Genomic DNA, 12,253 nt, shown 5'->3' with positions numbered 1-12,253 from the left:
GCGGCCGGTCCCGACGCCAGGGCCGGCCGCACCCGGTCGCCTACAGGCGGTCGAGGATCTTCTGCAGGGTCTGCACCTCGGCGGCCTGATCCGAGGCGATCCTGGCGGCCAGCGCCTTGGCCTCGGGGTTGCTCCCGTCGGCCTGTTCGGTCCTGGCCATGTCGATGGCACCCTTGTGGTGGGCGATCATCATCTCGGCGAACATCTTGTCGAAGGCAGCGCCATTCGCCGCGGCGAGGTCCTTCATCTGCTGCTCGGACATCATGCCGGGCATCCCCGAGTCCATCCCCGGCATGCCGTGCCCGGGCGTGGCGCTCATGCCGGGCATGCTGTGGTCGCTGGGCAGGTCCGTGGGCTTGCCCCAGGCCGTGAGCCACCCCTTCATGGTGGCGATCTCCGGATCCTGCGCCGCCTTGATCTTGGCAGCCAGGGCCTTCAGTTCGGGGTCGTTCGCGCGCGTCGGGGCCAGGTCGGCCATCGTCACCGCCTGCTGGTGGTGCGGGATCATCATCTGGGCGAACATCACGTCCGCGTCGTTGACGGTGGCGTCGGCCGAGGGCGAGGCGCCCGCTGCGGAACTGCTGCCGGTGCCGTGCGTCATGCCGCCGGTGTCGTCCGCGCCGCCGCAGGCGGCGGTGCCGAGCAGGGCGGACAGGGCGACGCCCGCGAGGGCGGCGCGGCGCAGGATGGTCGGTTTCATCAGTACGTGGTCCTTGTCGTGAGGTGTTCCGGAACGGAGTCGTCGGGTCCGGGCGAGACGCCGGACCGTGCTCTCCTCACGTCCGCAGGACCGTTACGGCTCGCAGTCGCAGCCCGATGGTCGGGCGGGGTGGGCCCCGGTCCGGGCGGTTCATCCGGGACCAGGGGCCAGTCGGTGTGCCGGCGCCCCGGTGGCGTCGGCGCAACAGGGCCAGGACGCCGAGGACCAGGGCGCCACCCAGCACCGCCAGGCACACGGTGAACGCGTGCGCCCCGTCGCGATGCCCGGGCGAGCCGTCCGGTTCGTGTGCGACGCCGGGCGCGGCGGCGATCTCGTGGGCGGCACCGACGCCGTGGCCGGTGCTCCCGTGTGCGGCGCTCGCGTGGGCGGCGTCGGGTCCGGCCGGATGGCCGAAGGTGTGCATGCCGAACACCCCGAACGCCACGGCGACGAACAACGCCAGCCGCAGCAGGGGGTGAGTGCGTCCCATCCCACCCCCTCCGCAGGCTCGAGCATCTACTACAGGCGCATAGTAGATGGGATAGCACAGGGGCCGGGCACGGGGAGGGCGATCGCGCACAACCCGCCGCCCGGGACCACCTAGGTGACGCGGTAGGCGGTGTAGCGCACCCGGTCGGCCTCGCGGATCGCCGACGCCACGAAGATCGACTGCTCCAGCGCGGCCAGCGTGGGCACCGACGTCTCCAGTCGTACGCCCAGGCGGAAGTAGTACTCGGCGGGGTCGACCGCGTCGCCGCGCAACAACGCCGCGAGGACCTCCGGGCGGCCGCTGCGGACGCCGAACGTCCGGAGGTAGACGTGGCCGCCGTCGGCGGTGCGCGCCGAGTAGCGCGTGTCGATCTCGATCGCGCCGTCGGGGCGGACCAGCTGCCAGTCGGCGCCGCCGGGCAGGATGTCGGCGTCGAACAGGCCGGTGACCCGGCCGCCGACGACAGGCACCACGCGCCGGTGGCCCGCGCGGGTCACCCCGTGGTCCTCCAGCGCGCCGAGCCGCACCTTCACGTCGAACGCGGCCTCCAGTCCGGGCACCGCCGGGGCGCTGACCGCGGGTCGACGCGTACTCATGGGGTGTCCTTGGTGTCCGCGAGCGCGTCGCGCAGGTGCTCCAGCGCGGGCACCGCGGCGGCGAGGGCCGCGCGGTCCGCCGCCGACAGGGTGGCCGCGGCGCGGGCGACCAGGTCTCCGCTCGCGAGGTCGAAGCGGTCGAACAGGTCGAGGGCCTTCGGGGTGGCCAGGACGTCGACGTGGCGGTGGTTGCCGGGACGGGGGCGGCGCTCGACCAGGCCGTTGCCCTCCATCGTGGTGAGCAGGTTGCTGACCGTCGAGCGGCTCAGGCGGAGTCGTTCGGCCAGCTCACCGGGGCCGGACACGGTGCCGCGGGGCAGTGCCCGCACGATCTCGATCTGCGCGTCCGGGATCTCCGGCAGGTGCTCGGCGGCCCGGGCCGCGGCGAGCAGCGTGCGGCGCAGCGGTGAGATGACCGAGGCCAGGCGTGCCGCGTCCAGTTCGGCCGATTCGGGGCCGGTCACGGCAGGACACCGGAGAAGACCGTCGGCGTCAGGGAGGCGCGTTCGTTGAGATCGGCGGGCAGGAAGCCGGCCGCCTTCTTGTAGCCGGTGGCGATCTCGGTGAGCTCCTCCGGCGGGATGACGTCGTGGATGTGCGCGAACCCGTCCGGCGCGCGCTCGCGGGCGAGCACCATCACCTGCTCCGGGCCCTGCCGCCGGTTGCTCAGCACGAGCGCGGTGGTCGCCGGCCGCCGGTCCGCCTCGTAGGCGTCCAGCGCCGCCGGGACCGTCGTCGCGGTGGCGAGGTGGAAGGCGAGGGTACGCGCGTCCAGGATCGCCTGCGACGCCCCGTTGGAGCCGTTCGGGTACATCGGGTGTGCCGCGTCTCCGAGCAGTGTCGTGTTCCCGTGGGTCCACGTGTCGATGGGGTCGCGGTCCACCATGGGGTATTCGAGGATCTCGTCGGCGGCGGCCAGCAGTTCCGGCACGTCGAGCCACGCGAAACGCCAGTCCGCGAAGAGCGCGACGACGGGCGCGGGGTCGACGGTCCGGTTCCAGTCCGCGTTGGGCCCGGCGAAGCCGGGGCCGCGCCGCTCGGCCACGACGTTGATCACGCCGGGACCGATCGGGTACGCGACGAACTTCTGCTCCGCGTCCCCCGCCATGATCATGGTTCGCCCGTCCAGGAATCCGGGTGCCCGGGCCGTCCCCCGCCACAGCGTCAGCCCGTTCCAGAGCGGCTCACCCTCGTCGGGCTGATGTTGCCGGCGCAGCGCGGAGTGGATGCCGTCCGCGCCGACGATCAGGTCGGCCGCGACGTTCACCTCTCCCGCTGCCGTGGCGAAGCGCGCGACGCCGTCGTGGACGCCGACGAGCCGGTGCCCGGTGCGCACCACGTCGGCGCCCAGCCGTTCCCGCACCACGGCGAGCAGTTCCATCTGGAACCGGCCGCGGTGCACGGAAAGCTGCGGCCAGCGATATCCGGCGTCCAGTCCGCGCGGCTCGCTCCAGATCTGCTGACCGTGCCGGTTGTAGTAAGCCAGTGTGCCGGGTGCGGCGCCCAGCCTTTCCACGCGTTCTCCGAGGCCCAATTCGGTCAGCTCTCGGACGGCGTGCGGAAGCAGATTGATCCCGACGCCGAGTGGGCGCAGCGCGTCGGCGCGCTCATAGACGGCGATGTCACGGAAGCCGGCCCGGTGCAGGCTGAGCGCGGTGGTGAGGCCACCGATACCAGCGCCCACGATCACGATCGCCAAGTCGTCGCCCCCTCCGCCACCGCACAGTTTGGTCACAAAATCGTCATTCGTCAAGACGCATTGTCATCGAGGTCGGACCGCTTCGGGCGCAATGTGAGTCGCCTTATCAGAATTCTTGACAATCAATCAACTCTGCACGACGCTGATCGACGCGGTCGGATGGTTCACCTCTGTTCGCCGGCCCCCACTCCTCCGGATGCACCAGCGCTTCGCACGGAAGGGCTCGTCCATGAAGAAGGTCACCGCCCTGGCTGTTCTCGCCAGCGTCGCGATCGCCCTGACCGGCTGCACCGACTCCGATGCCACCGATCCGTCCCCCGGGTCCAGCGGCGAGCTGCGCAAGGTCCGCGTGGCGGCGCTGCCCATCAGCGAGACCGCCGCGCTGTGGGGCGGCATCAAGGCGGGCATCTTCCGGGAGCAGGGGCTCGACGTGGAAGTGGTGCCCGCACAGGGCGGGGCCCAGGCCATCCCGGCCCTGATCAACGGCGACATCGACTTCGCCATCGGTCAGCCGTTCGGCCCGTTCCGGGCCGACCTGCAGAACCTCGGCGTGGTGATCATCGGCAACTACGCGTCGTCCTACGCCGACGGTGACGACATCAACGCCGTGCTGGCGTCGGCGAAATCCGGCATCACCCGGCCGTCCCAGCTCGCCGGGCGCAAGGTGTCGGTGAACAGCCTGGGCGCCGCCGGCGACGTCACGATCATGGCGGCGGTCGAGAAGGACGGCGGCGACCCCACCAAGGTCAAGTTCGTCGAGGTGGCCTTCCCGGACGCGCCCGCCCAGCTCGCCGCCGGCAACATCGACGCCGCCTGGGTGACCGAGCCGTTCATCACCCAGATGCGCAAGCGCGGCGACGTCCTCGTGGTCGCTCCGTACCAGGCCACCGTCCCCGGACTCACCACCCTGACGACGATCACGTCGAGCAAGCTGAAGGACTCCGATGCCGCCCTGGTCGCGGACTTCTCGGCGGCGATGAAGAAGACGCTCACCTGGGCCAAGGATCCGGCCAACGAGAAGGATCTGCGCCAGGCCATCAAGGACAACCTCGAACTGCCGGAGGCGGTGGCGGACTCCGTGCGGCTCCCGTCGTTCGGGTGGGAGCTCGACCGGGCCGGCCTGGAGCAACTGGCGACGCTCGCCCAGAAGTACCGCGTACTCGACCGGCGACCCGACTTCGACCGCCTCATCCAGCAGCAGCAGTAGCCGGCCGATGCGCAAGATCCTGCTGGGCGCCGTCGGCCTGCTGGGGTTCCTCGTCGTCTGGCAACTGATCCCGGCGCTGGGGCTGGTCGACCCGGACTACCTGCCGTACCCCACCGACGTGTTCGGACGGCTGGCCCAGGAGGTCCGCGACCTGGCGTTCTGGCGTCGGGTCCGGCTCACCATGACGTCGTGGGCGATCGGTCTGACGGTGGCGACGCTCGCGGCGGTCGCGCTGGGCACCGTGGTCGGGATGGTGCCGTTCCTGCGTCGCGCGACCCACACGACAGTCGAGTTCCTGCGACCGGTGCCGTCGGTCGCGCTGATCCCGCTGGCCGTGCTGATGTTCGGCCTGCAGATGCGCGCCGCTCTCGTCATCATCGTCTACGCGGCGTTCTGGCAGGTGTTCGTGCAGGTGATCTACGGCGTCGCCGACGTCGACAGCGTCGCCCGGGACACCGCGCGGAGTTTCGGCCTCACCCGCGCCGAGCGGCTGCGCTACCTCATCCTGCCGACCGCTCTGCCGTACCTGATGACCGGCCTGCGCCTCGGCGCGGCGGTCGCGCTCATCCTGGCCGTCACCGCCGAGATGGTGATCGGCAACCCCGGCCTCGGTCGGATGATCGAGCTGTCCCGCTCCGCCGGTGACGCCGTCGGCCTGTACGGCCTCGTCGTGGTCACCGGGATGCTCGGCCTGCTGGTGAACGTCGTGTTCCGCTTCGTCGAACGCCGCTCGCTGGCCTGGCACCAGTCGGTGCTCGCGGACGAGGCGGCCCGATGACCGCCGTCGGCGCGGCAAAGGCCCGCCCTCGTGACCTGGGCGTCAGGGTCGCCGAGAACCTCCTGTTCGCGGTCGGCCTTCCGGTCCTGGCCGTGGGCCTCTGGGCGGTCTGGTCCACCCGGTCGACGAGCCGGTTCCTCGTCGGCCCCGGCACGCTCCTCGACGCGTTCCGGCAGACCTGGATCGGCCCGGCGTTCGTCGAGGACGTCCTGCCGAGCGTGTACCGGCTCCTGATCGGCCTGTTCGCGTCGATCCTGCTCGGCGTCGCCGCCGGCGTCGTCATCGGCCGGCTCCGCCCGCTACGCGAGATGCTCGAGCCGCTGCTGGAGTTCTTCCGCGCGATTCCGCCGCCGGTGCTGATCCCGGTCGCGATGCTCCTGCTCGGCATCACCGACACCATGAAGGTCGTCGTCATCACCTCCGGCGCGATCTGGCCGATCCTGCTGAACACGATCGAAGGCGTCCGGTCGACCGACAGCGTGATGCTGGAGACCGCGCGCTCGTTCCGGATCTCGCGGTGGGACCGGCTGTGGCTGCTGATCCTCCCGGCGGCGAGTCCACGCATCATGACCGGCGTACGGCAGGCGCTCTCGGTGGCCCTGATCCTCATGGTCATCTCGGAGATGTTCGCGTCGTCGGCGGGCCTCGGCTACCGGATCGCCTACTTCCAGCGGAACTACCTCATCGCCGAGATGTGGAGCGGCATCCTCCTGCTCGGTCTCATCGGCGTCTTCCTCGCCGTGGCCTTCGGTGTCGTCGAACGCCGCGTCCTGCGCTGGTACCACGGAATGAAGGAGATCACCCGTGCCTGACGGGACCCCCCTGTTGCGGGTCGAGCACCTGCGGAAGGTCTACGCCTCCGGCCGGGGCGAGGTCGAGGCGATCGGGGATCTCAGCTTCACCATGGATCCCGGTGAGCTGCTGTGCGTCGTCGGTCCCTCCGGCTGCGGCAAGACCACGCTCCTGAAATGCCTCGCCGGACTGCTGCGGCCCACCAGCGGCCTGGTCGAGATGGAGGGCTCGCCGGTGACCGGGCCGAGCCCGGCGATGGCCGTGGTCTTCCAGGAGTACGGCCGCAGCCTCTACCCGTGGCTGACCGTCCGCGGCAACGTGGAGCTTCCGCTCCGCCACAAGAAGCTCTCCCGCGCCGAACGCGCCCGGCTGGTCGCCGACGCCCTCGACGCGGTCGGGCTGCCGCAGTCGGCGCGCAGCCACCCGTGGCAGCTCTCCGGCGGAATGCAGCAACGGGTGGCGATCGCCCGCGCCATCGCGTACCAGCCGGACGTGCTGATCATGGACGAGCCGTTCGCCGCGGTGGACGCGCAGACCCGCGCGGACCTGGAGGACCTCGTCCGCGAACTGCACCTGACCCGGGGGATCTCCACCGTCTTCGTGACGCACGACATCGACGAGTCCGTCTACCTGGGCCAGCGCGTGCTCGTCCTGTCGAACTCACCGACCCGGGTGCAGGAGGACCTGGTGATCGACCTCCCGGCGGAACGCGATCAGCTCACCACCCGGGCCCTGCCCCGGTTCACCGAACTGCGGACCCACGTCTACGAGCAGATCCAGCGGGCCAAGCGCGGGCCGGTGGTCCCGTCCTCGCGGGCCCACCGGCCATAGTCGCATCGATCACCGCGGATCTATGTTCGGGGTGACGACCGATGGAGGGCGGAAGCATGATCGGAACCCTGGTGGAGAACGGTCTCACGGCGTTGGCCGCCTACGACTCCTACGGCCAGGAACAGATCGACGGGATCGTGAAGAAGGCGTCGGTGGCGGCGCTCGGCCGGCACGCCGAACTCGCGATGCTGGCGGTCGAGGAGACCGGTCGCGGCGTGTTCGAGGACAAGGCGGTGAAGAACATCTTCGCCTGCGAACACGTCACCAACCACATGGCCGACGTCCGCACGGTCGGGGTGATCGCTCAGGACGACATCACGGGCATCACCCAGATCGCCGAGCCGGTCGGCGTGGTGGCCGCGGTGACGCCCGTGACGAACCCGACCTCGACCACCATCTTCAAGGCGCTGCTGGCCCTCAAGACCCGCAACCCGGTCATCTTCGCCTTCCACCCGGCGGCGCAACGGTGCAGCCAGGAAGCGGCCCGCACGGTCCGCGACGCCGCCGTCGCCGCCGGCGCGCCGGAGCACTGCATCCAGTGGATCGACGAGCCGTCGGTGGCCGCGACGAACGAGCTGATGCGCCATCCCGACGTCTCGGTGGTCCTGGCGACAGGTGGCAACGCCATGGTCCGGGCCGCCTACTCCACCGGCAAACCGGCGCTGGGCGTCGGCGCCGGGAACGTCCCCGCGTACCTGGAGGCGTCGGCCGACGTGGCCCGCGCGGTGAACGACGTGGTGCTGTCCAAGGCGTTCGACAACGGCATGATCTGCGCCTCCGAGCAGGCCGTCATCATCGACGACGCGATCCGGCCGGCCGCCCTCGCCGAGTTCCGGCGACTGCACGCCCACATCGCGACGCCGGAGGAGAAGTCGCTGCTGGAGAAGCTGCTCTTCGGCTCCGGGAAGCTCAACCCGGACGTGGTCGGGCAGCCGGTGACCTGGATCGCCGAACACGCCGGATTCCCGGTCGACCCGGACACCTCGATCATCCTGGTTCCGGTCGACCGGGTCGGCCCGGCCGAGCCGCTGACCCGGGAGAAGCTCTGCCCGGTGCTCGCCCTGCTGCCCGCCACCGGCCACGACCAGGGATTCGAGTACGCCGAGCAGATGGTCGAGTTCGACGGCCTGGGGCACAGCGCCGTCATCCACACGCGCGACGCCGACCTGGCCGAGGCGTACGGCCGCCGGGTCAAGGCCGTCCGGATCATCTGGAACGCGCCGGCCTCGCAGGGCGGCATCGGCGACATGTACAACGCCTTCCTGCCGTCGCTGACGCTGGGCTGCGGAAGCTACGGCCACAACTCGGTGTCGCACAACGTCACAGCGGTCGACCTCATCAACATCAAGCGGGTGGCCCGGCGGACGAACAACCTGCAGTGGTTCAAGGTGCCGCCGAAGATCTACTTCGAGCCGAACGCGATCCGCTACCTCGCCGACATGCCCGGCGTGCGCCGGGTCACCGTGGTGACCGACCACACCATGACCAGACTGGGGTACGTGGACCGCGTGCTGTCCGTGCTGCACCGCCGCCGCGAGCAGGTCGCCCTGCAGATCATCGACGACGTCGAGCCGGAGCCCAGCGTACAAACGGTCGACCGGGGCGCCGAGTTGATGCGCTCGTTCCGGCCGGACACCATCGTCGCGCTCGGGGGCGGTTCGGCGATGGACGCCGCCAAGGTGATGTGGCTGCGCTACGAGCACCCCGAGGTGGTCTTCGCCGATCTGCGGGAGAAGTTCTTCGACATCCGCAAACGCGCCTTCAAGTTCCCCACCCTCGGCGCGCTGGCCCAGCTCGTCTGCGTTCCGACCACCTCCGGCACCGGAGCCGAGGTCACCCCGTTCGCGGTCATCACCGACACCGATTCCGGCAAGAAGTACCCGCTCGCCGACTACGCGCTCACCCCGAGCGTGGCGATCGTCGACCCGGTCCTGGCCGCCGACCTGCCGGCGGTGGTCACCGCGGACAGCGGCTTCGACGCGCTCACCCACGCCATCGAGTCGTACGTGTCGGTCTACGCCAACGACTTCACCGACGGTCTGGCTCTGCACGCCGTCCGGCTCATCTTCGGCAACCTCGCCCGGGCCGTGCACCAGGGCGCCGCGGACCCGGTGGCCCGCGAGAAGATGCACAACGCCGGCACGATCGCCGGCATGGCGTTCGGCAGCGCCTTCCTCGGCATCGTGCACGCCATGTCGCACACCCTGGGTGCCACGTTCCACGTCGCACACGGGCGCACCAACGCGATCCTGCTCCCGCACGTCATCAGGTACAACGGGACCGTGCCGAGCAAGCTCACCGGCTGGCCCAGGTACGAGACGTACCGGGCGCCGCAGCGCTTCGCCGACATCGCCCGTACCCTCGGGCTGCCCGCGGCCACCGACGCCGAAGCGGTCGAAGCCCTGGCCACGGCGATCGAGCGCCTGCGCGACGAGGTCGGCATCGAGCCGTCGTTCGCGGCCGTCGGGGTGGACGAGCGGGCCTTCCTCGCCGCGCTGCCGCAGCAGGCGCTGAACGCGTACGAGGACCAGTGCGCGCCGGCCAATCCGCGGATGCCGATGCTCGGCGACATGCGGGAACTGATGCGCGCCGCGTACTACGGATCGAGAGGGCCGAAGGTCCCGCGGCTTGCGGTCTGCGGCCCCCGGTGAACGAGCCCGGCTGGGCCTAACCTGGGTCCGGACATGACGAGATCAGTGAAAGGAAGCACGGTGACCGCGGTCGAATCCGAAATCCGTACGCTCGCCGAACTCGACGACACCGAACTCGCCCGTCTGGACGCGTGGTGGCGGGCGAACAACTACCTGACCATCGGGCAGATCTACCTGCAGGGCAACCCGCTGCTGCGCGAGCCGCTGTCGGCCGAGCACATCAAGCCGCGCCTGCTCGGCCACTGGGGAACCAGCCCCGGCCTGTCGCTGATCTACGCGCATGTCTCCCGGCTGATCCGGCACACCGGTCAGCAGGCGATCTACCTGGCCGGCCCGGGCCACGGCGGGCCGGCGCTGGTGGCCGCCGGCTATCTGGAGGGCACCTACAGCGAGATCTACCCGGACGTCAGCCAGGACGAGGCCGGGATGCTGCGCCTGTTCCGGCAGTTCTCCAGCCCGGGCGGCATCCCGTCGCACGTGTCGGTGACCACCCCGGGCTCCATCCACGAGGGTGGCGAGCTGGGCTACGTCCTGGTCCACGCGTTCGGCGCGGTGATGGACAACCCCGACCTGCTGGCCATCGCGGTGGTGGGCGACGGCGAGGCCGAGACCGGGCCGCTCGAGGGCTCCTGGAAGGGCGTGTCCTTCCTCAACCCCGAACGCGACGGCGCGGTCCTGCCGATCCTGCACCTCAACGACGCCAAGATCTCCGGTCCCACCGTACTCGGGCGCAAGGCCCCCGAGGAGGTACGCCACCTGCTGCGGGGCCACGGCTACGACGTCATCGAGGTCGAGGGCTCCGACCTGCCCGGCATGCACCACCGCTTCGCCGCCGCGCTCGCCGCCGCGTGGACGAGGATCCACGACATCCAGACCGCCGCCCGTGACGGTTCCTGGGACGGCACCCGCCCGACCTGGCCGCTGATCGTCCTGCGGTCGCCGAAGGGCTGGACCGGCCCGGACACCGTCGACGGGACGCCGGTCACCGGCACGTGGCGCTCGCACCAGGTGCCGCTGTCCGGCGTCAAGGACAACCCGGAGCACCTCGCGCTGCTCGAGCGCTGGCTCAGGTCGTACCGTCCGGAGGAGCTGTTCGATTCCACCGGCGCGCCGGTGGCGCTGATCCGGGACCAGGCCCCCGGCGGCGACCTGCGGATGAGCGCCAGCCCGCACGCCAACGGCGGACTGCTGACCCGGGACCTGGACCTGCCGGACTTCCGGTCGTACGCGATCGAGGTGCCCCGGCCGGCGCAGCAGCGGGCCGAGTCGACGCGCAAGCTGGGCGAGATGATCCGCGACATCTACACGCGCAACGCCGACCGGTTCCGGTTGTTCTGTCCGGACGAGACCAACAGCAACCGCCTCGGCAGCGTCTTCGACGTCTCCGACCGTGCCTTCATGGAGCGGGTGACACCGGAGGACGTGGCGATCGGCCGCGACGGCCGGGTGATGGAGGTGCTGAGCGAGCACAACTGCCACGGCTGGCTGGAGGGCTACAACCTGACCGGCCGGCACGGCATGTTCGCCACCTACGAGGCGTTCGCGATGGTCAGCGCCTCGCAGACCGTGCAGCACGGCAAGTGGTTGCAGGAGGCCAAGCACCTGCCCTGGCGGGCGAAGGTGCCGAGCCTCAACGTGCTGCTCACCTCGACGGCGTGGCGCAACGACCACAACGGCTTCTCCCACCAGGGGCCGGGCCTGATCCAGGTGGTGCTCACCCAGCGGGGCGACGTCGCCCGGGTCTACCTGCCGCCGGACGCCAACACCCTGCTGTCGGTGGCCGACCACTGCTTCCGGTCGCGGTCGTACATCAACCTGATCGTCATCGACAAGCAGCCGCAGCTGCAGTACCTGTCCATGGACGAGGCGATCGAACACTGCGCCCGCGGCGCGGGGATCTGGGAGTGGGCCGGCACCGACGACGGCACCAGCGACCCCGACATCGTCCTGGCCTGCGCCGGCGACGTCGTCACCATGGAGACGGTCGCGGCGGCGCAGATCCTGCGCGAGCGGCTGCCCGGGCTCAAGGTCCGCGTGGTCAACGTGGTCAACCTGATGACCCTGGTCCGGCCCAAGGACCACCCGCACGGCATGAGCGAGACCCTGTTCACCGAGCTGTTCACCGACGACGTCGACGTGATCTTCTCCTTCCACGGCTACCCCGGCGCGATCCACCAGCTCGTCCACGGCCGCCCGGACGCGGACCGGTTCCGCGTGCGTGGCTTCATCGAGCAGGGCACGACCACCACCCCGTTCGACATGACGGTGCGCAACAAGGCGTCGCGGTACCACCTCGTGATGGACGCCATCAACAACGCCAAGCGCCTCCCACGCGGCGCCGCCGACCTCAAGGCGTGGTGCCGCAGCCAGCTCGACCGCCACGAGACGTACGTGGTGGAGCACCTGGAGGACATGCCCGAGGTGCGCGACTGGGCCCTCGGCGACTGGGCCGCGCGCGGCTGAGGCAGACGGAGACGGTGACGCCGCCCGGCGTCACCGTCTCCGTTCG

Annotated in this window: 11 protein-coding genes; 6 read left to right on the top strand and 5 right to left on the bottom strand. The window is 70.6% G+C overall.

The genetic code is table 11. The features are described from left to right. Positions 1–40 precede the first annotated feature (40 nt). The 5 genes from A4R25_RS02775 to A4R25_RS02755 form a co-directional block, all read right to left on the bottom strand. Positions 41–700: a DUF305 domain-containing protein gene (locus tag A4R25_RS02775; RefSeq protein ID WP_064445482.1), complete on the bottom strand. Its 660-nt coding sequence runs from the start codon at positions 698–700 to the stop codon at positions 41–43. Positions 701–776: 76 nt separating this feature from the next. Then, a complete protein-coding gene (locus A4R25_RS02770; RefSeq protein WP_064445481.1) occupies positions 777–1,190 on the bottom strand; it encodes a DUF6153 family protein in 414 nt (137 codons plus the stop codon). Between the two features lie 110 nt (positions 1,191–1,300). Then, positions 1,301–1,786, bottom strand: coding sequence for a DUF3237 domain-containing protein (locus A4R25_RS02765; protein ID WP_064445480.1), 486 nt, complete (start codon positions 1,784–1,786; stop codon positions 1,301–1,303). Then, a complete protein-coding gene (locus A4R25_RS02760) occupies positions 1,783–2,250 on the bottom strand; it encodes a MarR family winged helix-turn-helix transcriptional regulator (protein WP_197494841.1) in 468 nt (155 codons plus the stop codon). Before A4R25_RS02760 ends, A4R25_RS02765 begins: the two co-directional genes overlap by 4 nt. Beyond that, positions 2,247–3,476, bottom strand: coding sequence for a flavin-dependent oxidoreductase (locus tag A4R25_RS02755; protein WP_231915480.1), 1,230 nt, complete (start codon positions 3,474–3,476; stop codon positions 2,247–2,249). Before A4R25_RS02755 ends, A4R25_RS02760 begins: the two co-directional genes overlap by 4 nt. A 238-nt stretch (positions 3,477–3,714) precedes the next feature. On the opposite strand from A4R25_RS02755, the gene A4R25_RS02750 reads away from it, so the two are divergent. The 6 genes from A4R25_RS02750 to A4R25_RS02725 are packed head-to-tail and all read left to right on the top strand — an operon-like array spanning position 3,715 to position 12,207. Further along, positions 3,715–4,692 carry an ABC transporter substrate-binding protein gene (locus A4R25_RS02750; protein WP_064446444.1) on the top strand — a complete coding sequence of 326 codons (978 nt, stop codon included), beginning with the start codon at positions 3,715–3,717 and terminating at the stop codon, positions 4,690–4,692. A gap of 7 nt (positions 4,693–4,699) precedes the next feature. Beyond that, on the top strand, positions 4,700–5,470 hold the full coding sequence (locus tag A4R25_RS02745) for an ABC transporter permease (RefSeq protein ID WP_043322952.1): 771 nt from the start codon (positions 4,700–4,702) through the stop codon (positions 5,468–5,470). Next, a complete protein-coding gene (locus tag A4R25_RS02740; protein WP_064445478.1) occupies positions 5,467–6,282 on the top strand; it encodes an ABC transporter permease in 816 nt (271 codons plus the stop codon). The genes A4R25_RS02745 and A4R25_RS02740 overlap by 4 nt, the downstream gene beginning before the upstream one ends. Then, positions 6,275–7,093 carry an ABC transporter ATP-binding protein gene (locus tag A4R25_RS02735; protein ID WP_043322950.1) on the top strand — a complete coding sequence of 273 codons (819 nt, stop codon included), beginning with the start codon at positions 6,275–6,277 and terminating at the stop codon, positions 7,091–7,093. The genes A4R25_RS02740 and A4R25_RS02735 overlap by 8 nt, the downstream gene beginning before the upstream one ends. A 56-nt stretch (positions 7,094–7,149) precedes the next feature. Further along, positions 7,150–9,744, top strand: a complete 2,595-nt coding sequence (gene adhE, locus A4R25_RS02730; RefSeq protein WP_231915415.1) for a bifunctional acetaldehyde-CoA/alcohol dehydrogenase — start codon at positions 7,150–7,152, stop codon at positions 9,742–9,744. A gap of 33 nt (positions 9,745–9,777) precedes the next feature. Continuing rightward, on the top strand, positions 9,778–12,207 hold the full coding sequence (locus tag A4R25_RS02725) for a phosphoketolase (protein ID WP_064445476.1): 2,430 nt from the start codon (positions 9,778–9,780) through the stop codon (positions 12,205–12,207). The last annotated feature ends 46 nt before the right edge of the window (positions 12,208–12,253 follow it).

The sequence above is a fragment of the Micromonospora sp. NBRC 110037 genome (genome assembly GCF_001652995.1).
Lineage (GTDB): Bacteria > Actinomycetota > Actinomycetes > Mycobacteriales > Micromonosporaceae > Micromonospora > Micromonospora chalcea.
The sequence above is the reverse complement of the archived record's forward strand: the minus strand, read 5'-3'. Positions and strand labels throughout refer to the sequence as shown.

Bases quoted from the DNA above. Each gene is read 5' to 3' on its own strand.
- A4R25_RS02775 (WP_064445482.1), bottom strand. From the start codon at position 700: ATGAAACCGACCATCCTGCGCCGCGCCGCCCTCGCGGGCGTCGCCCTG.
- A4R25_RS02770 (WP_064445481.1), bottom strand. From the start codon at position 1,190: ATGGGACGCACTCACCCCCTGCTGCGGCTGGCGTTGTTCGTCGCCGTG.
- A4R25_RS02765 (WP_064445480.1), bottom strand. From the start codon at position 1,786: ATGAGTACGCGTCGACCCGCGGTCAGCGCCCCGGCGGTGCCCGGACTG.
- A4R25_RS02750 (WP_064446444.1), top strand. From the start codon at position 3,715: ATGAAGAAGGTCACCGCCCTGGCTGTTCTCGCCAGCGTCGCGATCGCC.
- A4R25_RS02745 (WP_043322952.1), top strand. From the start codon at position 4,700: ATGCGCAAGATCCTGCTGGGCGCCGTCGGCCTGCTGGGGTTCCTCGTC.
- A4R25_RS02740 (WP_064445478.1), top strand. From the start codon at position 5,467: ATGACCGCCGTCGGCGCGGCAAAGGCCCGCCCTCGTGACCTGGGCGTC.
- adhE (WP_231915415.1), top strand. From the start codon at position 7,150: ATGATCGGAACCCTGGTGGAGAACGGTCTCACGGCGTTGGCCGCCTAC.
- A4R25_RS02725 (WP_064445476.1), top strand. From the start codon at position 9,778: ATGACGAGATCAGTGAAAGGAAGCACGGTGACCGCGGTCGAATCCGAA.